This is a genomic window from Parashewanella sp. 2304DJ23-3, from assembly GCF_056591695.1.
Genome location: NZ_JBWQOH010000001.1, coordinates 133,102 through 155,728, shown reverse-complemented (window position 1 = coordinate 155,728; position 22,627 = coordinate 133,102). Strand labels below are relative to the sequence as shown.

The 22,627-nt window shown below is 38.4% G+C and carries 17 protein-coding genes and 3 tRNA genes; 11 read left to right on the top strand and 9 right to left on the bottom strand.

The window, feature by feature from the left end:
- The first annotated feature begins 263 nt into the window (after positions 1-263).
- The 5 genes from fadI (at position 264) to AC1EU2_RS00690 (ending at position 7,645) form a co-directional block, all read left to right on the top strand.
- Complete coding sequence (gene fadI / locus AC1EU2_RS00710) at positions 264-1,574, top strand: acetyl-CoA C-acyltransferase FadI (protein ID WP_480296074.1); 1,311 nt, start codon at positions 264-266, stop codon at positions 1,572-1,574.
- Positions 1,575-1,580: 6 nt separating this feature from the next.
- Positions 1,581-3,698 carry a fatty acid oxidation complex subunit alpha FadJ gene (fadJ, locus tag AC1EU2_RS00705; protein WP_480296073.1) on the top strand — a complete coding sequence of 706 codons (2,118 nt, stop codon included), beginning with the start codon at positions 1,581-1,583 and terminating at the stop codon, positions 3,696-3,698.
- Positions 3,699-3,935: 237 nt separating this feature from the next.
- Positions 3,936-5,282, top strand: coding sequence for a hypothetical protein (locus AC1EU2_RS00700; protein ID WP_480296072.1), 1,347 nt, complete (start codon positions 3,936-3,938; stop codon positions 5,280-5,282).
- Between the two features lie 126 nt (positions 5,283-5,408).
- The gene (locus tag AC1EU2_RS00695) at positions 5,409-5,978 is read left to right on the top strand and encodes a hypothetical protein (protein ID WP_480296071.1); all 570 of its coding nucleotides are present in this window, start codon (positions 5,409-5,411) and stop codon (positions 5,976-5,978) included.
- Positions 5,979-6,301: 323 nt separating this feature from the next.
- Positions 6,302-7,645, top strand: coding sequence for an HAD family hydrolase (locus AC1EU2_RS00690; RefSeq protein WP_480296070.1), 1,344 nt, complete (start codon positions 6,302-6,304; stop codon positions 7,643-7,645).
- Between the two features lie 115 nt (positions 7,646-7,760).
- Here AC1EU2_RS00690 and folD read toward each other — a convergent pair whose 3' ends face one another.
- Positions 7,761-8,615 (bottom strand): bifunctional methylenetetrahydrofolate dehydrogenase/methenyltetrahydrofolate cyclohydrolase FolD, encoded by an 855-nt coding sequence (gene folD / locus AC1EU2_RS00685; RefSeq protein WP_480296069.1) that lies wholly within the window; start codon positions 8,613-8,615, stop codon positions 7,761-7,763.
- Positions 8,616-9,065: 450 nt separating this feature from the next.
- Here folD and AC1EU2_RS00680 point away from each other — a divergent pair.
- Positions 9,066-9,142: transfer RNA gene (locus tag AC1EU2_RS00680), tRNA-Pro, on the top strand.
- Between the two features lie 72 nt (positions 9,143-9,214).
- Positions 9,215-9,291 (top strand) — tRNA-Arg (locus AC1EU2_RS00675).
- A gap of 502 nt (positions 9,292-9,793) precedes the next feature.
- Here AC1EU2_RS00675 and AC1EU2_RS00670 read toward each other — a convergent pair.
- On the bottom strand, positions 9,794-10,789 hold the full coding sequence (locus AC1EU2_RS00670) for an NADH:flavin oxidoreductase (RefSeq protein WP_480296068.1): 996 nt from the start codon (positions 10,787-10,789) through the stop codon (positions 9,794-9,796).
- A gap of 151 nt (positions 10,790-10,940) precedes the next feature.
- On the opposite strand from AC1EU2_RS00670, the gene AC1EU2_RS00665 reads away from it, so the two are divergent.
- A complete protein-coding gene (locus AC1EU2_RS00665; protein WP_480296067.1) occupies positions 10,941-11,819 on the top strand; it encodes a LysR family transcriptional regulator in 879 nt (292 codons plus the stop codon).
- Positions 11,820-12,189: 370 nt separating this feature from the next.
- On the opposite strand, the gene AC1EU2_RS00660 is transcribed toward AC1EU2_RS00665, so the two are convergent.
- The 7 genes from AC1EU2_RS00660 to AC1EU2_RS00630 all read right to left on the bottom strand — a co-directional run bounded on the left by AC1EU2_RS00660 (position 12,190) and on the right by AC1EU2_RS00630 (position 19,431).
- Entirely contained in the window at positions 12,190-12,774 is a 585-nt protein-coding gene (locus tag AC1EU2_RS00660; protein ID WP_480296066.1) for a c-type cytochrome, read from the bottom strand.
- Positions 12,761-14,032 (bottom strand): sulfite dehydrogenase, encoded by a 1,272-nt coding sequence (soxC, locus tag AC1EU2_RS00655; RefSeq protein WP_480296065.1) that lies wholly within the window; start codon positions 14,030-14,032, stop codon positions 12,761-12,763. Before soxC ends, AC1EU2_RS00660 begins: the two co-directional genes overlap by 14 nt.
- A 192-nt stretch (positions 14,033-14,224) precedes the next feature.
- Positions 14,225-14,734: a hypothetical protein gene (locus tag AC1EU2_RS00650; protein WP_480296064.1), complete on the bottom strand. Its 510-nt coding sequence runs from the start codon at positions 14,732-14,734 to the stop codon at positions 14,225-14,227.
- Positions 14,735-14,898: 164 nt separating this feature from the next.
- Positions 14,899-16,161, bottom strand: coding sequence for a sensor histidine kinase (locus AC1EU2_RS00645; protein ID WP_480296063.1), 1,263 nt, complete (start codon positions 16,159-16,161; stop codon positions 14,899-14,901).
- Position 16,162: 1 nt separating this feature from the next.
- Positions 16,163-16,831 (bottom strand): response regulator transcription factor, encoded by a 669-nt coding sequence (locus AC1EU2_RS00640; protein ID WP_480296062.1) that lies wholly within the window; start codon positions 16,829-16,831, stop codon positions 16,163-16,165.
- Between the two features lie 86 nt (positions 16,832-16,917).
- Complete coding sequence (locus AC1EU2_RS00635) at positions 16,918-18,423, bottom strand: ArnT family glycosyltransferase (protein ID WP_480296061.1); 1,506 nt, start codon at positions 18,421-18,423, stop codon at positions 16,918-16,920.
- A gap of 9 nt (positions 18,424-18,432) precedes the next feature.
- Positions 18,433-19,431, bottom strand: a complete 999-nt coding sequence (locus AC1EU2_RS00630) for a glycosyltransferase family 2 protein (protein WP_480296060.1) — start codon at positions 19,429-19,431, stop codon at positions 18,433-18,435.
- A 606-nt stretch (positions 19,432-20,037) separates the two neighbouring features.
- On the opposite strand from AC1EU2_RS00630, the gene AC1EU2_RS00625 reads away from it, so the two are divergent.
- The 3 genes from AC1EU2_RS00625 to tig all read left to right on the top strand — a co-directional run bounded on the left by AC1EU2_RS00625 (position 20,038) and on the right by tig (position 22,562).
- Entirely contained in the window at positions 20,038-20,400 is a 363-nt protein-coding gene (locus AC1EU2_RS00625; RefSeq protein ID WP_480296059.1) for a GtrA family protein, read from the top strand.
- Between the two features lie 484 nt (positions 20,401-20,884).
- Positions 20,885-20,960: transfer RNA gene (locus AC1EU2_RS00620), tRNA-His, on the top strand.
- A gap of 294 nt (positions 20,961-21,254) precedes the next feature.
- The gene (gene tig / locus AC1EU2_RS00615) at positions 21,255-22,562 is read left to right on the top strand and encodes a trigger factor (RefSeq protein ID WP_480296058.1); all 1,308 of its coding nucleotides are present in this window, start codon (positions 21,255-21,257) and stop codon (positions 22,560-22,562) included.
- Positions 22,563-22,627 lie beyond the last annotated feature (65 nt).

The following is a 22,627-nucleotide window of genomic DNA, read 5'->3' as shown; positions in this document are numbered from 1 at the left end:
TAATCTATTAGTATTTGGCTAGTAATCAGAAAGTATTGCTATTTTTTACCATTTATAGCTAATAGATAGCAAGAAGCAAATAAAAGTTCATTTTTAGTCTTAAAAATATAAACAAGTGTTTGAAACTTGATTTTAAATAGTTAGAATCAGATCACAGATTTTATGGTCAGACCTGTTTAAGCGACGTCAAAAACAAAGCAACAGGTAAGAACTCATATATATTTACTATGCTTAATCAGCAACTAATGGAACAGGGGTAATACATGGGTAGTAAGCAACAGCTCACTAATAGCAAAGGCGAACGTATCGCTATTGTTGCTGGTCTTCGAACTCCATTTGCGAAGCAAGCAACCGCATTACACGGAGTACCAGCAGTAGATTTAGGTAAAATGGTCGTCAATGAGATGATTGCTCGCAATGAGCTTGATCCTAAAATCATTGAGCAACTTGTTTATGGGCAAGTTGTACAAATGCCAGCTGCGCCGAATATTGCTCGTGAAATTGTTTTGGGCACAGGTATGGATATTGGTACTGATGCTTACAGTGTAACTCGTGCATGTGCTACCAGTTTTCAGTCAACAGTCAACGTGGCTGAATCAATTATGACGGGGAATATTGATGTGGGTATCGCTGGTGGTGCTGATTCATCATCCGTCGTACCGATTCAAGTTTCAAAACGGCTAGCTCGCGGCCTTGTTGATTTGACTAAAGCTAAAACACTTGGTCAACGTTGGAATATCATCAAGAAGCTGGGACTAAAAGATTTGATGCCGGTTCCCCCTGCAGTTGCTGAATACTCTACAGGGTTAAGCATGGGCCAAACGGCTGAGCAAATGGCAAAGACCCACAATATTAGCCGTGCAGACCAAGATGCACTGGCGCATCGCTCACATACTCTAGCCACTAAAACGTGGGATTCCGGTGTACTGAATGATGAAGTGATGAGCACTCACGTTCCTCCATATAAATCATTTTTCGAACGAGATAATAACGTTCGTACTAATTCTAACTTAGATAGCTATGCAAAGTTACGTCCTGCTTTTGATAGAAAGCACGGTACGGTGACTGCAGCTAACAGTACGCCACTTACGGATGGTGCATCTGCAGTTATCTTGATGAGTGAAGGTAAAGCGAAAGCCTTGGGTTATCAGCCAATTGGTTATATTAAGAGTTATGCTTTCAGTGCCATTGATGTATGGGAAGACATGCTGATGGGGCCTTCATATGCAACACCTAGAGCACTGGAGCGTGCAGGGATGCAGTTGGAAGATTTAGATTTAATTGAAATGCACGAAGCTTTTGCCGCTCAAACACTAGCGAATATGAAAATGTTCGCATCCAAAAAATTCGCTGAGGATAATTTGGGTTGGTCACGTGCCATTGGCGACATCGATATGGCTAAATTTAACGTGTTAGGTGGTTCAATTGCCTACGGTCACCCATTTGCAGCAACCGGTACTCGTTTGATAACACAGGTTTGTCGTGAGTTACAACGCCGTGGCGGTGGTACAGGGCTGGCTACAGCGTGTGCGGCTGGTGGTCTAGGTGCAGCTATGATAGTAGAAGTGGAGTGATAACTGATGGAAAAAACATTTAACCTTTCTCGAAGAGATGACGGCATTGCTGTATTGACTATGGATGTGCCTGGCGAATCAGTGAACACACTTCAAGCTAAATTTGCTGAAGAAATTACCGATTTACTCAAGGAGATTAAAACCGACCGTAATATCAAAGGTATGGTTGTCATCTCTGGTAAAAAAAATTCATTTATTGCTGGCGCAGATATCAAGATGCTTGATGCATGTGCAACGGCAGAAGACGCAAGAACGTTGTCAAAGCAAGGGCATGAGGTTTTTGCTGAACTCGAAGGTTTACCTTTTCCTGTTGTTGCTGCGATTCATGGTAACTGTTTAGGTGGTGGTCTTGAGCTAGCTATGGCGTGTCATATGCGTATTTGTAGTGACAGCCCTAAAACCATGCTTGGGTTACCTGAAGTGATGTTGGGATTGCTTCCAGGTGGTGGGGGCACTCAACGTTTACCAAGATTAGTCGGCATCGCAACTGCATTAGATATGATGTTGACAGGTAAACAACTTCGTCCTAAACAAGCCTTAAAAAATGGTCTAGTTCACGATGTAGTTCCTAGCTCAATTCTGTTGGATGCAGCTATTGAACTAGCAAAAGGCGGTAAGAAAAAGCCTATAAAACACAAAACGCCACTCGTCAATAAAATACTTGAATCAAACAGTTTTGGCCGAAATATCATGTTTGATCAAGCGGCTAAACAGGTAAATAAAAAGACACAAGGGAATTACCCTGCACCGCCTAAGATCATTGACTGCGTCAAAGTGGGTATGTCAAAAGGCATGGTTGCGGGTTTAGACATTGAAGCACGTCATTTTGCCGATTTAGTGATGACCAAAGAGTCGGCTGCACTTCGTAGTATTTTCTTCGCAACCACTGAAATGAAAAAAGAAGCAGGCGAAGCCGATGCTAAGAAAGTGAACAAGGCGGTTGTGCTTGGTGGCGGTTTAATGGGCGGTGGTATTGCCTCGGTCACTACTACCAAAGCTGGTATACCGGCTCGAGTAAAAGACATTAATGAAAACGGGCTAAGTAACGCACTTTCATACGCATACAAGTTACTGGATAAGAAAGTTAAACGCCGTCATATGAAGTCGTCTGAGCGTGATGCAACGATGGCATTGATGACAACGACCACAGAATATAAAGGCGTTAAAGATGCCGATATTGTTGTTGAAGCCGTTTTTGAAGATTTAAACCTTAAACACCAAATGGTGAAAGATATTGAGCGTGAATGCAGCGTAGATACGATTTTTGCTTCTAATACGTCTTCATTACCTATTGGTCAAATCGCTGAAGCAGCAGAAAGACCAGAAAATGTTATCGGCCTGCATTATTTCTCTCCTGTTGAAAAAATGCCGTTAGTGGAAGTGATTGCTCATAAGAAAACTTCTCAACAAACCATTGATACCACAGTAGCCTTTGCTCGAAAACAAGGAAAAACGCCGATTGTGGTTCAAGATGGTGCTGGTTTTTATGTAAATCGTATACTTGCGCTTTATATGAACGAGGCAGCAAGTGTATTACTAGAAGGTCAACGCATTGAACACCTTGATAAGTCGTTAGTTAAATTTGGTTTCCCAGTTGGGCCAATGACGCTATTAGATGAAGTGGGCATTGATGTTGGAGCTAAGATCTCACCGATCCTTGAAAAGGAATTAGGTGAACGGTTCGAAGCGCCAAAAGCGTTCGATAAACTGCTCAATGATGGTCGTAAAGGTCGTAAAAGTGAGAAAGGTTTTTACCTCTACGGCAAAGCCGCAAAGAAAGGTAAAAAACAAGTTGATGAATCAGTTTATAAGCTATTCAACTTAAACCCAACAGCAAATAAAGATCCTAAAATGGTAGCTGAGCGTTGTGTGGTGCAAATGCTAAACGAAGCTGCAAGATGTTTGGAAGAGGGCATTATTGCTTCACCAAGAGATGGAGATATTGGTGCTATTTTCGGTATTGGATTCCCTCCATTCTTAGGTGGTCCGTTCAGATATATGGATCAACTTGGTGTGGCAAACTTAGTTGATATGCTGAAAGGCTATCAATCACAGTTTGGTGAACGTTTTGCACCTTGTAATTTATTACTGAAAATGGCTGAAGAGCAAAAATCGTTTTATTAACTGATTGTATTTGTGCTGGGTAAAAGCAATGTTGTGAACCCAGCGCTTTTGTATCTGTTAAAGGCTCGTGATTTTACCTTAATTGAATTTGCTGTTACTTCCTCTAAATATTAACTTTTAGCTCGGCAATTAGTAATTTTTATTCCGAAATATGAAATAGAATTAATTACCTGCCATTGTATTAGGTAATGCATGTAGGTATATAATCAATCGAGGCTAATTCACCGATCAACCCTTATGCCAGATACAGGAGTTCCTCTTCCAAAAACGGCATCGACAACGTACGATGTTGAGTGGGACCTTGGGAAAGACAAAGCTTATTGGGAAAACCAGCAAAAGCTTAAAAGTGATATTTCTGAATATGAGAAATGGCAAAAAGTAGAGTTTAGCTTTTCAGCTTTTAAGGGGGGGGAGCCTTATAAGCGAAAATTTGAAGTAAAAAAAGTCAAGTTGGATGATGGCAGAGAAAGTTTTCGGATCCGTGAAGCAAGCTTAATTAAACGTTTGACTCCGGATTTCTTATTTAAATCAAAATACAGAATTGAACTTGATAGCATATTTGATGTAGACAACTATAAAAGTGTGCAAGCTGGCACCGAATTTCCAACAATAACAACCTCTTCAACTCGGTCTATCCCCAGAGAGCAATGGACAAAAGGAGGAAGTGACTATGCTGGAATTGGTCAGAAAAGATTAGATAACACCAACAAGCTTCACGTACTCGGAATTGATCCAAGCTATCAGGAATTAACAGCTAATTGCCAAGTGAGCAGAACTAAAATAACTACACAGGTTCCTCTTGAACTAAAATACTCTAATCGTGTCCCTTTAAAAATGCAGGCGGTACTATCGATCGCTGATGTGATAGATACAGTCCCTCCACAGCAACCACCGCCAGTGTTTGTATTCGACATTGATCAAACATTAGTGCATAAAACAAGCGCTAAAAGAGATGGCGTTAAAGCAACTCAACCAATAGAAGTTGATATCAATTGCCAATTAGAGCAACTAAAAAGTAAATTCCCTAATGCCCATATGATTATTGTTTCTCATGCACCAGGGATAAAAGATAAACTGGAACTAGCAAAAATTACTACTCCATTTACTGCAGTTTTCGAACCAGAGCCTGATCCTCAAGACCCTGATTATTTAATGCCTCTGAATAAAGGAAAAACTATCAAAGAATATTTGATAAAGAATAAATTACAGGGCAATAAAGTCGTATTTATTGACGATGGCATTGGAGTTCATCAAGAGGTGGCCGGTGAACTGGGCGAAGACGATGTTCAGCACTTTTTATTTTTAGGCGGAGCAAAAGATAAAACCAGAGTCGCAATGAGGTGTAGGCGTTGCACACAGGACACCTTATTTGATGATGATGAACATCTATTGTTTTGTCATAACCTTCACGATGCAATGAGAAAAATTCAAAAAGACTTAAAAGAAGCAAGAGAAATAGAGATAAGGAGTAGAAGGGCGGACTTTAAAAGAGCTCATAATAAATTTTTGAAAAGACTCTCCAAAGCCGATGAAGAATATTATAAAAGTTATAAAAGGCCGCAGAGAAATTTCTTCAGAATTTGACTAAAGTGATAAAAAACAATTTAAATAGCCTTTCATAAAACGATCAAACATTAATGAATTAACTTTAATTCTTAAATAGAGCTTTAACCTGTTAGTGTTTACCTAAATAAGTTAGTTATGTGGCTGATGAAAATGAAAGCAAATTTGTTTTTTCTACTTAGTGCATTCGTTTTTTCTGGTGCTTTTGCTCATGAAACTACATATAACGATTTAACTACAGAGCAACTATCTAATTACTCTCTTAGCGAAACTGCCAATACTTCTACAGTCATCAACAATACTGATAAAAGTAATAGTCCAACCGATATTGGGGTGTTGTTCACTGCAAGAGGTTGTGATGGAAATGATTCGGACCAAATCTTTGTCTGTAATGCAAGATATCATTTAAAACCTGGAGAGAGCACTTCATATTCCTATAGGAAGGGTACGTCTAGTCAGCATGTTTTAATTGGAGTTCCAAAGGGATTTGAAAAAACAGTACACGATTGGGACTTTGGAAGTGTCGATAATGATGATCATTTTAGGTACGGGATGAAAAACAGAGAAACTATGAAGCTTAATAGTGTGCATATCTTTGTTTCTATTGTGGGCAGTAATAGAAGTGGAGGGACTGAATATGACATTTGTATAGCGGGAGAGGCAGAGATAACTTATCAAGATGGACATACAGACCCCAAGTCTAGAAACTGTTTTTAATTAAGCCAAGTTTTTTTAAGTTCTGACAGTTTGTTCCTTATAATTCATCTAAAGCATACCACTACTTAAAATGTGACGTTTTCTTTTCATTTCTAGGTGAGGGGCGATATTCTTAATAATAGTGAGCTAACGCTTATGAAAGTTCAGGGTTTACTTGTCGAGCACAGGCACCTTGATTTTTCGTTTTAAAGATAGAAGAGTCAAAGCATAATTAAGGGACGGTTTAGCTAGCTAATATGAAGCTGAATTCATTATAAGACTTCGTCTTAGTTAATGCATGGGCCTATATAATAAATTAAAAGAAACACACTTATTTTCTTGTTATGACAACTCCAGATTCTCTTACTACTAGTGCAAAATTAACATCGTACGATGTTAATTGGGATGCTAAGAATAACAAAGCATGCTGGGATGATCAGCAAAAGTTTAAACGTGATATTCCTGAATCTGATAAATGGCAAAAAGTAGAGTTTAAATTTAATGGTTCTAAAGGAGAAGGGACCTACAAGCGACAGTTTGAAGTAAGAAAAGTAAACTTGCCTGATAAAAGAGAAAGTTTTGAAATACGCGAAGTCAGTATGATTAAACGTTTAGCTCCTGACTTTTTATTTAAATCAAAGTATAGAATTGAACTCGATAACATATTCCATGTGGATGAATCGAGTAGTGTGCAAACTGACAGAGAATCACCTACGAAAATGACCTTATCAACTAGGTCTATCCCTAAAGAACAATGGGCAAAAGGAAGTGATGAAAGAAGTGCGGGTATTGGGCAAGCAAGGATAAATACTGAGTACGGTAACAAGAAAGCTAATACCCTTCATATTGATCCTCAACATCAAGATATAACGGTGAACTGTCAAGTCAGTAGTACTCAAGTAACAGCCACACCGACTATTCATTATCAAAAGCCTGGTCACCAACCTTTCAAAATGAAAGCTGTAACATCAATCGCTGATATGGTAGATAGTATCCCCCCACAACAAGAGCCGCCTTTGTTTGTTTTCGATATTGATGAAACTTTGGTATATAAAGAGGGCGGTATGTTTGCTCCCCTTGAGGATACTAAGGCCGTTGAAGCTGAAGTTAATGAAAAGTTAAAGCGTTTAAAAGAAAAGTTCCCTGAAGCTCATTTTATTATTGTTTCTCATGGTGCGGGGATAGCAAAGAAACTGGAATTTGCAAAAATAGATTTCCATTTTGACGAACTTTTTGAGCCTGAAGTAGATTCTAATACGGGGCTTACTAAGGAACTTAATAAAGGAGAGAAAATTAAAAAATATATGGCTGCCAACAGGTTGGACGGACAAAATGTTGTGTTTATCGATGACAATATTGATGCGCATCATGAAGTAGCTGATAAATTTAATGCAGACCGTGTTCAACATTTCTTATTTTTAGGTTCAATTGAAGATAAACTTAATAAATATGCAGAAGGTCTTGGCTCGAAATCTGAGGCGTTGGATGATAATGAGTATCTACTTTTGGGTCACAATCTAATCAATTCAATGGCCGAAATTAAAAAAGAATTAAAGGTTAGGCATATAAGGCATATAAGGGCGGATTTTAAAAAAGCTCATAAGAATTTTTTAAAACAACAAGCCGAGCGAAATGAACAATTTTATCGAACTTATAAGAGACCACAGATGCACTTTTTTAGATTTTGATATCGGCTTAATATCAAAAATGGAATTTTTAAGCTGTTACAGGAACATCAATATAGAATGGTGGCAAACTTTATAATGCCCGACTCCGGTATTCGGGCATGGCTAAAATTAAAAATTAATCGTGATACTCTTCAGCAGCAAACAGAGTATTTTCTAGCAAACTGACGATGGTCATCGGGCCAACACCACCAGGTACAGGGCTAATCCAGCTCGCATTTTTGGCTGCTTCATCGTATTCAACGTCACCGACTAGCTGACCGCTTTCAAGTCTGTTAATGCCCACATCAATCACGATGGCACCTTCTTTAATCCATTCACCAGGGATGAAATTAGGCTTACCCACTGCAACAACTAATAAGTCAGCTTGTCGCACTTTTTGCTCAAGGTTCTTAGTGAAGCGATGGCAGGTTGTTGGCGTACTCCCCGCTAACAACAATTCTAAAGTCATTGGGCGACCAACAATATTAGATGCACCCACAATAGTTGCATCTAAGCCGTAGGTATCCACACCGGTTGATTCAATTAAGGTCATAATCCCTTTAGGCGTGCAAGAACGCAATAAAGGAATACGCTGTGCTAAACGACCTACGTTATAAGGGTGAAAGCCATCAACGTCTTTATCTGGACGAATACGTTCAATGACTTTCTCTTCATTGATATGTTCAGGTAGAGGTAACTGAACTAAAATTCCGTCGATGGTTGGATCATCATTGCATTGATCGATCAAACGGAATAATTCTAATTCGGTCGTAGTGATGGGTAAGTCAAATGAATTTGAAACAAAGCCAACTTCTTCACAAGCTCGACGTTTGCTACCAACATAAACTTCGGAGGCTGGATCGTTCCCAACTAGGATTACTGCAAGGCCTGGTGCACGTTTGCCTTCAGCCAATCTCTCGCTCACTCTTTGCTTCAATTGCTTGCGAATAGATTGTGCGATCGCTTTGCCATCTATTATCTGGGCAGTCATGGATGTAGGGTTTCCTTTATATACGGCGCTATAAGGTAGTGTGATTTTGGTGGTTTAACAGTAAATTCCTAGTTAGTTATTTTATTTTTGTGGCTTAATTCTCAAAAGAAAAGCCTTTTTAACCTAAATAAATTGCTGGGTACGATATCAAATGAATAACGTCATGCACCAAACTACATAATAATAAATGATAGGCGAGCTACAATAACGGTTCACATTTAGCTGATTTATTTGGTTCAAGGATATTTGCTGAAAAATCAGACTCATTTTACCAGTGATAGTGAAAACTGTCATGGATAATCCGCATAATGAGTAGCTATTCAGGTGAATTAGACTGTTAATTCATCATCTGAACTTTATTTCTAAAAAAATCGTTGACGGCTGAAATAGGAGACTATAATATTCGCTCCGTTCTCAAGGCAGTACTGACATTGCTGAGAAAAAGAATAACGGTGATTAGCGCAGCCCGGTAGCGCATCTGCTTTGGGAGCAGAGGGTCAGAGGTTCGAATCCTCTATCACCGACCACATTTTTGTTATTTGCTGTTAAATATTTGAGTGAATGACTACAATAGCATAAGCTATTCCTGACAGGATTAAGCGCCCGTAGCTCAGTTGGATAGAGCATCCGCCTTCTAAGCGGATGGTCGCAGGTTCGAATCCTGCCGGGCGTACCAAATAAAAAAACCACCTCAATAGGTGGTTTTTTTGCGTTTTTCCAGTGAAGCAGGCAAATCCGACAGGTTGGTTTAAAAGATATTTATACTGCGAATTCCATCAATTTTCCTTGCCTAAATTTATTTTAACTCCAGTAGAGTGCGCCATTTTATATTGATTTAGTAATATAGTATTACAAGCCATTATTAGCTTTAAATATATTATAAGGTAGTTGCTAAACTAACAGGTGATCTAGTCGACTGCACGATGACCAATGTCAATAGAGTAAAGTTCTGTGTTTTTGTAGAGAAGTGGTAGGTCAAAATCCATTAACGTGTGAAAGTTGTGGTGATTCAGTGGAGTTAGGTGATTGCTCCAACCAGCCAGAGAAACTTAAATGATATATTTGTCCCTGACTGATCTGCTTTTTGTTATTGACCCAAATAGTCAATATATGACATTGAAATTGTAGTGCCAGAAATTATGGCAATGTTATGTCTTTCTCATTGCTAAATAGCCTAGCTATTGCATGTTATTCAACTTGAATTTTTCTGGTGAGGCTAAAATTTCTCGACCAACTGCGATTAAGTCTAATTTATTTGTTGATAACGCATGTTCCATATAACCAGCAGTCTTTATTCCTCCAACACCAATTACAGGTACATTTACTATCCCACACAGTTGTTCTGATTCTTCAACCAGATAACCCTCACCAAAACGATTTCTAGGTCGATTCCAGCCACCTATACCTGAAGAAACGTCAATAATACAAACACCTGATTCAACTAGCCAGTTTGAAACAATTTTCATATCGTCTTGCGTCAAACCTTCTGGGTAAAGATCTTGACCAGGGATTCGAGTCATAATACCAATCTTAGGGGCTTGAATTTTTATCTCTTTAATAATTTCAAGTAAGAGTCTACATCGGTTTCTTAGTGTTCCGCCGTACTCATCTTGTCTAGCATTTGTTATTGGCGATAGCCATTGGTTAATACCGTAGCCGTGTGCACAGTGTATCTCCACCAGATCAAAGCCAGCTTTTTCGGCTCTTATTGCTGCGGCAACAAAATCGGTTTTCCACTGCCTGATATCTTCGATGGTCATAGCTCGTGGTTGCTCTAACTCCCGGTCATAAGCTGGAACCGTAATACCTGAAGGTCCCATCATATCTTTACAAATAGCAAAACTTCCTTTTCCACCACAGTGCGTGAGCTGTAATCCGGCAATAACGCCTTCTTGATGAAGTACGTTTGCTATTAGGGAAAGACCACCTAAGCAATAATCATCATGAGCGCCCAGCTGATTTGGCTCACTCCGTCCTGTTAATGATACATGGCTGTATTCAACCATAACCAACCCAGCACCAGATCGAGCAAGCGAACGGTAATGATCAATAGTCTTTTGCGTGGCCATACCTGAAGAATCAGCCGTCTGCGATGCCATAGGTGGCACCACTACTCGATTCTTTAAGGTGAGACTTGGTGTAATATAAAGAGGAGTAAATCGAATATTTTGCACAGAGTTCGCTCATGAAATTATGTTAGTAACTAATAGTATTGAGAGATTTAGGTAATGTTAAGCAACATTTTTTCACCAGGTGTTTCCTAATTGAAAACACTTGGTGACTCTATTAGAATTTGAAGCTATAAATTTACTTAGAAAACTCACTATGAGAATACAAGACCTTAGATTTTTTGTTGAAGTTGCAAATCGAAGAGGGATTAGAAATGCAGCTAAAGTCCTAAATGTTCAGCCAAGTACTTTATCAAAAGCAATTCGTAGAATTGAAGAGTACTACCAATGTGAGTTATTTTGTCGACAATCTAACTACTGGGGGTTAACTCATGCTGGTGGGCTATTACTAATGAAAGGTAATCAATTACTTTCCTTACATAATGGAATTGAATTTGAACTAGGTAAACCGCAAAACCTTCACATTAGGATCAGTGGTGCTGAGCTGCTCTTGTCGAAGCACCTAGAGTCTTTAGTTAAACCATTAAAAATTTCATTCTCTGAATTTACAATTGAAACTTTTCAAAATGAAAATTTAGACAGGCTTTTAAAAGGGCAAGTAGATATTGCAATTGTTAGTACTTTAACATCTGAACCATCAGTGGCAAATATAAAATTTACCGAATTGAAACAAGTTAGAAGCGTTATCGTTGCAGCAAAACAGCACCCTTTAGTTCAAATGAATTTAGCATCAATACCTATTGAAGAAGTGTTAAAATATGCTTTTGTGGTGCCGAGCAAAATGAGCTATGGGGACATGGAAAATCAACTGAGTAAAGATGGTTGGAATGATGGCAACTTTCAAAGAAAAATTGGTGCAAGAGTTGATAGCTTTCAAGTCTTAGAGTCTGCAATCAAAACAGGAATGTGGCTAGCTTATATTCCTGAATATTTAGTTGATCACACTTGGATGAGCATAGTTCAAACTCATGGCTGCCCTCATGAGTGCAAGAAGTATATTTGGCTTTGCACTCATGAACCCCATAGAAATCACTGGATGCCAACTTTGTTGAAACCATTCATTAAGAAAGATTGAACTTCTTTTTTAGAATATAAAGTTTGATAGAGTAAGCGTCTAAATTGTTTTACCCAGAATGACTGATGCTGAGCGTTTTCATTATTCTCAGCTTGTCTTTGTATAATACCAATTACAGTAATTAACTTCCCACTCAGCAAGAGCTAAAGATTTTCAGTACAAGGCGCAAGTTTGCAGTACTATCGGGATAATTCAAAAACTTGTAACACAGTAATGGAAGCCTGTAGCCTTGCCCTTCGGGAGCTTGTATGCGCAAAAATTACTGTAATCGGTATTAGATCTTTTTAAAGAGCATTACACCCTAAAAGTATTATCTAAACATCTATTCTGCTGAAGATTCAGAGTTTGTCTCATATGTAGCGAAGTACTCTTACGGAACTTTGCAATCAGACATACAGCGCACATTGTTAGTATCAGGACGCTGATCTCGGATGAACCCATTTCTATTTGGCATTTTAATTGATGTTAAATTGTTTTGGTTTACCACAGTGCTTTTGCTTATAACTTTATTTTCTGTAAGTAAATAAGCAACAAGAGAATAGACTTGATTTGGTGTCAGGCTCTTTGGCGTATAATAGGGCATAGCTCTTCGAATATAATCAAATAACGTTGTAGCATAAGGCCAGAATGAGCCAACTCCTTTCCCGTTGACTAATACGCTACCTGGCGGTGTAACTAATTTAGGTAGGTATTTAGTTTCAAATCCGTGAACAACAGGAACACCACCCAGTCCTCCCTTTCCATGACAAACAGCACACTGTTGCTGATATAATTTTTGCCCTTGTTGATATGTTCCCTGTCCTGTAGGAACTCCTTCACCATTTGGTTTTACATTGATATTCCAAGCATTAATGGTTGATGAATTAACAGCTTCAGCTAAATTGAACTTCTGTTCATTTGCGTTTGCAGTTGATGCAAATAGGATTAGTATCAACATGAAATTAAATTTCTGCATTATTCACCTGCCCATTAGGTTGAACTTCCCATGCTTGAATAGCATTATTATGGAAATAGAATTGATGACCTCTAGCTTGAAAGAGCTGCTGAGAGTATGGCTGAACATATCCTGTTTCATCGACAGCTCTGCTTAAAAGCTGTGCTGACTGGCCTTGCCAATTCCACGGAAAACGAAACTCAGTCATGCATTTTGAGCTCGTTAAACCGTCAAGCTCTGCTTTATGCCAATTCACTCCTCCATCTACAGAGACATCTACAGCAGATATTTTTCCCCTCCCTGACCAAGCAAAGCCACGGATTTCGTAAAAGCCTTTTTCTGGTAAAGTTTGCCCACCTGATGGAGATGTGATTATGGATTTAGCTTCCATAGCTAAAGTAAATATCATTGCCTTACCATTAGCCAGCAAATCAGTATAAGATGCTGTTTCATTTCGTGAATACAATGGCATGTCGCTCACTTCTATCCGCCTCAACCATTTTATATTCACACTACCCTCACAACCAGGTACTAATAGTCTTATCGGGTAGCCTTGTTCAACTCTTAAAGCCTCTCCATTTTGTCCGTACACAACAAGTACGTCATCTAAAGCTCGTTCAATTGGTATACTGCGAGCCGTACTTGTCGCATCTGCACTTTCAGCAATAATATATTTGGCTTTATCGAGGTTTATTCCTGCTTCTTTTAGCAAAAGCTTTAGGGGAACTCCTGTCCATTGAGCGCAGCTGAGCAATCCATGTATGCTCTGTACATTTCCTTGCTGATTACTACGATCTTTTACTGAACTATTTCCTGAACACTCTATAAAATAATAACGACTCACCGATGGATATCGCTTCAAATGTTCCATATCTATTATTAGATTACGTTTTACTAGCCCATGAATTACTAACTTATGTTGAATTGGATTTATTTGCGGGATCCCTCCGTGGTGTCTCTCGTAAAAAAGCCCATTTGGAGTAATACTCCCCCTTAATGCAGCTAAGGGGGTTCTTGATGAATAATTGAATGCAGCTGTTTCTTTGGCAGGCGATTTCCCCAGCTTTTTTACAGAACTTTCAAATTTAGATGGCATTCCATAAAGATTAGAAATGGCTCCAAAATCCATTTGTTTGGACCAGCTAGGGACTTCTAGTGGTTTTGGTTCAGCGATTGCGTAACGATGCATCCCTAATGATAATGCACCACCAGATAAGGCTAGGCTTGACTGCAAAAAATCTCGACGAGTAAATTTATGTTTCTTGAAAACCTTAGACATAAATGCTCCTATTTATCTTATAAAAATGATTAAACAAGCTGCCTAAACGGTTGTTTCAACCTACCGTCATCAAAAGTTCATTATTCACTTAGGATGTTTATCATCTGTGTTGTTTTTACAATGCCGCTTGTCAACGAATATCTTCCTTGATTCAGTTTCCATTAGCTATAGGTTTATCAGCTCTTTCGACATTTATTCTGGGTAGCCTAGAACTATACTGTTAGGCTTTGGTGGAATAGCAGGTACTGTAATAAATGGAAAGCCTTCTCTTGCATGGCAAGCCATACATTCAGTTCCAGTTTTACTAAAAGCTGAGTCAAAGGATTTTTTATCTTTATTGCGAAGAGACGTGTACAGATTTTTAAACACATTTTGTTGAAACATCTTTGCTGAAGCTGCGCGTTTAGCTCTTGCATTTGCAACACGTTTAATCATTTTTTCCATAGATCTTGCTTGGTAATAGGCAAAGTCCCACTTTTTCTGGTTTACAGCCCAATATAGGCTTTGATAGCGGTAGGCAATTTCAGGCATCCAATGATGTGTTCCGGGAGTGACTTTTACCAATGCTTGTAATTGTTCTTCTGGAGTTCCACTTTTTCGCCAATCCTTAACATCTTTTGAGCTTTCTGGATAATTTGAGGCATATGCGCAACTCACTGCTCCGACAAAAAAGAATAAGCATAAAAAAATATATTTTTTCATTTTAATAGTTCCTATTTTAAATTAATTTAATCATATTATTACGAGATTGCTCTTTTCTTGTAAAGTGTTGAATTATATTGATTTTCCTTGGCTTGACTCCTCTGGGTTCATAAGTTTTTGTAAAAAATCTAACAAAACCATGTACGACATTATCTTGTTGCACTCTAAGTGCGATGAAGAGGGAATAGCACTGATGCCGTGCAGCCATTATCGATATTATTTTTTAATTGAAATTCCCAGTCGTATCGAGCACATATATCTTTTACTATTTGTAAACCTATACCAAAACCTTCGTAGCCTCGTGGGGTATCATTAAGCCCTACTCCATCGTCAATTACATCAATTCGATGTTTAGAAATGAGTAAGTGAACATTGCCGTTGATCGAACAATTTATCGCATTGTTCATTAAGTTTTGCAGTAATGCGGATACAAGAATTGGCTCGCTAACTAACTCTACAGTCTCTAACTGCTGAATATTCAACGAAACATTATTTTTTTGTGCCAAACTATCACAAGGCAACAGTACTTTTTGCAGATAGATGGCATCAATAAGCAATTTAGAACTTCGCACCTCATTTCTTGAGAGAGTCAAGAACGTTTGAGTAAGACTTTCCATATCCATCACAGCGCTATTAATTTTATGGTGTAATTCTTTTGGTGACTTAGGGAAATTAGACTTTTCATATTTTCTCAATACACTTAAAGCACCTTTGATGACGGTCATAGGGGTTCTGAGTTCATGGCTGACATATCGAGAAAAATTTTGTTCTCGCTTTAAAAGATTTTCAATTTTATTACGGTATTGGTTGATGCTTGCTAATATTAGCTCTGATTCGTAGTAGATGTGACCGTTGATTGTTATTTCTGAAAAATCTTCTGACTTTTCATTAAGGCTGAGTTGCTTGCTGATCTCTTTAAAAGGTTGAATAATTTTTTTTGCTTTTCGGGCACTAATCAAACTCACTAAAATTAGAGTGAAAACACCTATACCACAAGTTAACCCAATAAAAGTGAGTTCTAGAGTTCGGTGTTCTTCACTCTTAACCGTTTTTTCAGCAACATACATTATGCCTTTACCGTCAATCTGACTTGCGAAAATGCCAGTTTTGCCTTTGGATTTATTATCTTCAAAGATTACCTTGTAGCCTATCCAGTTGGGTTTTATTTTTTCTTTAATATACTTGGGGAGTACATTGTAATTTGAATATATTAGAGTGAAAGGTGTAACTTCCCGTATACCTGAATCACCAATAGAGTAGTTTTTAAGGTAATAGGGTGCTGATAATTTTAAACGGTCGAAATTACTCGAGTCGCCTGCAAAGTGAAAAATATGAAAGCACAGGAACGTGTACACAAAAGTTAAGAATAAAATAATACAAATATACAGTCTTTTAAGTTTTGCTCCGATAGATTGCTCTAGTTTCATATTAACTCATTAGTTTGTAGCCACATTTAGGAACTGTGACAAGCCGTTCTGTTGCATATGGTTTATCGATAATATTTCGCAGCTGGTAAATGTGCTTTCTTAATACATCTTGTTCAGGGGACTTATCTTTCCAAATCACTTGTTCTAAGGCTTGACGGCTCACAATATTTGGTGACTGCTCAGCCAGAACTTTTAAAATAGTAAAGCTAATAGGTGGCACTTTAATTGTCGTTCCTTTCAGCTTGACTCTATGGGTGTTTAAGTCAATGTTCAAGTCTCCACACCTTAATGTTGAATTGAACCCTTGCCCATTAGTACGCCTTATTTGTGCTTCAATTCTTGCTTCGAGAAGTTCTAAGTCAAAAGGTTTTACTACGTAATCATCGGCACCTGATTTGAGCCCTTTTAATTCATCTGATAGTGTGTCTCGTGCTGTTAGCATAATTATTGGAGTATTAAGGCCTAATGAGCGTAACTGCTTGCACACGTTTACTCCGTCTACTCCAGGAAGCATGACATCTAAAATAATGCAGTCGAAAACATCTTGTTGAGCTAGCTCAATTCCATGAAGCCCATTAGATGCATGATCTAATTCATTCTCAGGGCTTTCAAAATAGCTAAAAATCACACTTGCAATCTCTAAAGAGTCTTCAATTAGTAATAACTTCATTGTGCTTCCCAATAATCTATTTATCTTACTGTAACTCTCTATTAATATTTTTTTTTGACTCAGCTCTAAGTTTTTACTTTAGAAACTTAAACTTCGCTATCGGAAGCATTATGTTTTAATTTCATTGCGTTGGATAGGTTTGATTTAGCTATCTTTACAGGTGAGCATTGATAAAGCTGCCTCTTTTTAGTTGTCGAAACTAATTGGCAGTGGTTAGCTATTAACTGCTTCAATTCAGTATGTTCTTTCGATTTGATGACAAAAAATGTTTCTCGATTCGAATTAATTTCATTAGTTAATTGATTGGTATCTTGAATCAACTTGGCTTTGCCTCGAGTGTAGAAGCGCCCAGAAAAGGGGAGAGATTTCCAATATAAAACCTTTGTCGATTTTAATTTAGCTTGAACAGGTTGTAATAAATAATATTCTGAGTTTTTACTAACTTTATGTAGGCTAAGTAATGTTATTGCGATGCACAGTAAAATAAAAGTGACTGAAGCCAACCAATTAAACCTCACTGAGTGCTTAATTGTTAGTGCAACAAGAACAGCCATAGCACTGAATCCGGGCAGAACATAAGCGGGTAGGATGTTGCCTGCCAATGTGAAAAAAAGCATTGGTGTGATCATCCATATAAGCAAATAGCTTTTCAATTCACTTTTGCTTGAGTTTTGAGTCGTTTTGAAAAGAGTTGGCACTTTTTTCAAAGCGCTAAAAACTAATACTAGTGACCATGGAAATGCGGACATAAGCCAAAACCACCAAATCGTACCACGAGCTTCTTTATGTGCTGTCCCGTAAAGATCGCCTTCCCAGCCTGAGACTAGAAACCTTTTAAAGTGTTCTCCCACAATAAAGTATTCAAGAAACCCCGGTGTTCTTAATTCTGCCCAGATATACCAAGGCAAAGTAACGCCAAGAAAGATAACAAGTCCTGACTTCCAATTTAATGATGTGATTGCTTTGATAAAATTTCGTTGCCAAATGCTCCAAATAAATAATGACGCACTAACAAGAACTACTGCAATAGGCCCTTTAATAAGCATACCTAGTCCAAGAGAAGCAAAGAAAACGGCATTAAATAATTTTTGGTTATCTTGAGTATATATAAACCAGTAGCTGAGCATGGATAAGGTGATGGACATTAATAGTGCTGTATCAGTCATTATTGCACCTGCAGATATAATAAAGCCCATGCTGGATGTCAAAACCAATACAGCGAAAACGGCTGTTTTTTTAGATGCTATTTTGCAGGTGAATTTATAAACAGTGAATAAGGTTAGAGTGCCACATATTAAGTGGGGTAATCGACCAGCAAACTCGCTTACCCCAAATAATGAAAAACTGAGTGAAGTGATCCAAAAAAGGAACGGCGGCTTACCCCAAAACGGAACATCATAGATAAAGTAAGGCGTAACCCAGTCTTGGGTTTCAAACATGATACGGCTGATTTCTCCATATCGCGCTTCTGTGGTATCGAAAAAGGGATATAAGCCTAAAGAAGTAAACCTCAATACAATCAAAGTAAAGATGATAACTAGAGCTAACTGAGTCGGAGATAGACTTTTTGATAAATGAATAAAGCGATTCATTCTGTAACCTTAAGCAACTTTATTTAAAAAAGATGAAACATGCTGTTCTGTTTGCTCCATAATGAGATAAATTGGGCGATTTTTGGCTTCAGTATAAATTCGGCCTACATACTCACCGAGCACGCCAATAGCCATTAACTGCACCCCACCAAGGAGCACCTGGATTAAGATCATACTCGGAAATCCTGCGACTGGCTCACCAAAAAATATTGTCTTAAAAAAGATCCAAATCCCGTAAATAAAGGCTGCAGAGGACATTAAAGCACCGGCCCAGCTTGCCAGCTTTAGAGGCTTAACACTGAATGCGCTAATGCCTGATAACCCAAGCCTAACGAGTTGTAGAAAGGACCATTTAGTTTCACCAGCAACACGCCCTGGGCGTTCAAAAGGTAAATTGATTTGTTTAAATCCTGGCCATGCCATCAACCCCTTCATGTAGCGGTTTTTTTCGGAGAGCTGCTTGATAGAGTCAATCACTTCTCGGCTTAATAATCTGAAATCACCGACATTTTTTTCAATTTTAACGTCAGAAAGTGCTTCTAGCAGTCGGTAGTAGGCATGAGCGCAAGTCTTTTTAAACCAAGATTCTCCCTCACGCTTGGTTCGTTGCATATTGACTACGTGATAGCCAGAGCGCCAAGCTTCAAGCATTGAAGGGATCAGCTGTGGAGGGTCTTGCAAATCAGCATCAAGAATAATAACAGCTTGACCTAATGCTGCATCAAGCCCAGCGGTCACTGCAGCTTCTTTACCGAAGTTTCGGCTTAAATTGATATTTCGAAGTGAACCAAAATAATTAGGAAGGGTTTGCAGAATGTTCCAGCTTTGATCTTTACTTCCATCATTAACATAAATTACTTCAATCGTTTCACTATGTAATTCTATAAGAACTCTTGAAAGCTCATGGTGAAATATTTTGAGCATTTCAGCTTCGTTATAAACAGGAACCACAATGCTGAGCGTAATGCTACATGCTGCTTTATTTCTAGGGGTCATAGTATTACTCATAATGTGCTCTAACTACTTACTTATGGTTGACTCTCGATTATCCATATAGCTTGTCTAGGAAATGTCCTTTTAACGTAGACATTTTGTGGACATCATTTTTTGTATGGTACTGATCATCTAAAATTGATTGTTAGTAGAGTTAGCAGACCTGAGTGAGCATGAGTAAAAATAAAAATTTTAAATAAAACAACCTTTTACACTGGTTAACTGTCCTTGGAATGCAGGGGCTGCTTGGTATGGGTTGGTATATGGACGAAATTAAAGTTTATGGCCTTTATTACCGGCATAATTCGCTAGGAATTTTAATTGTTGGGTTTGCCATTTTGGGAATACTATGATGGGTGATGCAAGGTTGGCTAAAATCTGTTTCAAAAATGACAACTGTGGATATAAAGCTGCTAGTACCTAACATAGATAAAACTGGAAAATAAGTCACAATTACTGCCTGCCTAGTAGAGCTAGCAATATGTATGAAAAATTAATGTGGGTTTTAATTATGACTGTTTTGTTACATTTATTAGCCGTTTTCAAATATTACTGCGTTTTAAAAGGCCCTATCTCACCTCGTTTGCTTGGTAAGTATCCCTTCACAATATAGGTATTCCTATGTATCAACTTTCAAAATTTGCCATTGTTGGTGGCGTTGGCTTTATTGTCGATATGGTCACATTTTTGCTATTAAATTTTATGCATGAAGATATATTACTGAATCGAGTGTTAGCATTTTGGGTGGCTACTGCAGCCACTTGGGTTGGCAATCGTTATTTTACATTTTCTGCAACCGGCACCAAGAAACTAAAACAATTTGCTCAACACTTTGTTAGTGCACACTTCGGTGGTGCTATTAATCTTTCAGTGTTTTTCTTTCTTGCTCAATACGCTGAAACCAATCTAGCTTTCGTTTTCGGTGTTGCTGTAGGCACTATAAGCAATTATTTGATGAGTGTTAAGGTAGTGTTTAGAACTTAGTTTTTCTTAGTAATTATGACTTTCCTACATTGCACAATATTTGGTGGTGCTTGTAATCAAGTAGTTAGAAACAGGTTGTTAGGGAGCTAGAGCGTGTTGATCTTTCAGACTTAAATTTTATGAAGACTCATGTCATATAATAAGTGGTAACACAGCGAAAACAAGGTCATCATGAATAAAACGGTACTCAATATATTAAAGTTAATGAGAAAACGGCAAAAGTAGGAATAAAAAGAGTTTGTTTGCATAGCATATGAATGAAATGAAAAAAGTTAGATTGAAATTAGTACAAATTGAGGGAAAAATCGACGCACGGATGGCGCATCGTAAAAAAAGCTTGCACAAGAAGTAAAGAAACATTAAATTGTGCCCACATCGCAGCGGGTCAAACGAATACATAGAAATAGTTTAACTCACTCAGTAGAGATTTCGGATTTTACCTAATGTAAAGGTTCGAATCTTGCCGGGCGTACCAAATAATGTGGTGATTGTAGCTCAGTTGGTAGAGCCCCGGATTGTGATTCCGGTTGTCGTGGGTTCGAGCCCCATCAGTCACCCCACTCTTTATCGAGTACAAAAAAAGCGACTTTACGTCGCTTTTTTTGTGCCTGAATTCCTAATTTTAACAATTAACTTAATATTGTCTTATTGCACCTATAATTCCCTCTCGACTCTGTTGTCAAGCATGGCTATAATGCTGCGTCTTATTATTAATAACATGATGTTTATTAACGTGCTCGAAGCAGTTCTTTCTTAGTAGAGTATGGGTAAATAAACACAACAAAACGAATTCTTAACGTAGCTGATAACGTCGGCTATGAAAAAAGGACGTTAGATAAATTTGAGGTAAAATAATGCAAGTTTCTGTTGAAACAACTCAAGGCCTAGAGCGTAAAGTTACAATCTCTGTGCCTGCTGGTGATCTAGACAAGCTGATCAAAAACGCACTACGTAACGAAGCTAAGCGTGCAAAAATCGCTGGTTTCCGTCCAGGCAAAGTTCCTGTAAGCGTTATCGAAAAGCGCTATGGTGCAGCAATTCGTCAAGAAATCACTGGCGAGTTCATGCAACGTAACTTTGTTGAAGCAATCATTGCTGAAAAAATTAACCCAGCTGGTGCTCCAACTTTCACTCCAGGTTCTACTGAAGGTGAAAACTTTGAATTTACAGCGACTTTTGAAGTATACCCAGAAGTTGAATTGAAAGATTTGGACGCAATCAAAGTTGAAAAGCCAGTAGCTGAAGTAACAGATGCTGACGTTGACAACATGATTGAAACTCTACGTAAGCAACACGCTACATACGCAGCAGTAGAACGTGCTTCAGAAGACAGCGACAAAGTTAAAATGAACTTTGTTGGTACTGTTGACGGTGAAGAGTTTGAAGGCGGTAAAGCTGATGATTTCGAACTTCAACTAGGTAGCGGTCGTATGATCCCTGGCTTTGAAGACGGTATCCTAGGCAAGAAAGCAGGTGAAGAGTTCGATATCGAAGTTACTTTCCCTGAAGACTACCACGCTGAAGACTTAAAAGGTAAAGCGGCTAAGTTCGCAATCACTTTGACTGAAGTTCAAGGTGCAGATTTACCAGAAGTTAACGAAGAGTTTGCTGGTCTATTCGGTGTTGCTGAAGGTGGCATTGATGCACTTAAAGTTGAAATTCGCAAGAACATGACTCGTGAACTTGAGCAAGCGCTTAAAGCTAACGTGAAAGAGCAAGTAATTAACGGTTTAGTAGACGCTCACGAAATTGATCTTCCAAAAGCACTAGTAGACAGCGAAGTAAATGTAGTTCGTCAACAAGCACTACAACGCTTCGGTGGTCAACAAGCGGCTAACATGCCTGAGCTACCAGCTGAGTTATTCACTGAACAAGCTGAGCGTCGTGTGAAAATCGGTTTACTGCTTGGTGAAGTGATCAAAACAAACGAGCTAAAAGCTGACGAAGATCGTGTTAAAGCACTAATCGAATCAATGGCTTCTGCTTATGAAGATCCAAGTGAAGTTGTTGAATATTACAACAAGAACAACGAAATGATGCAGAACATGCGTAACGTTGCTCTTGAAGAGCAAGCTGTAGAAGAAGTTCTAAAAGCAGCTAAAGTATCTGACAAAGAAGTTCAGTTCGAAGAGTTCATGAACCAAGCTACAGGTCAAGCTTAAGATTTATGAGCTAGACTTGACTTGATTAGCTGACAGTCATTTATAATGGCTCGTATGAGGCTCCT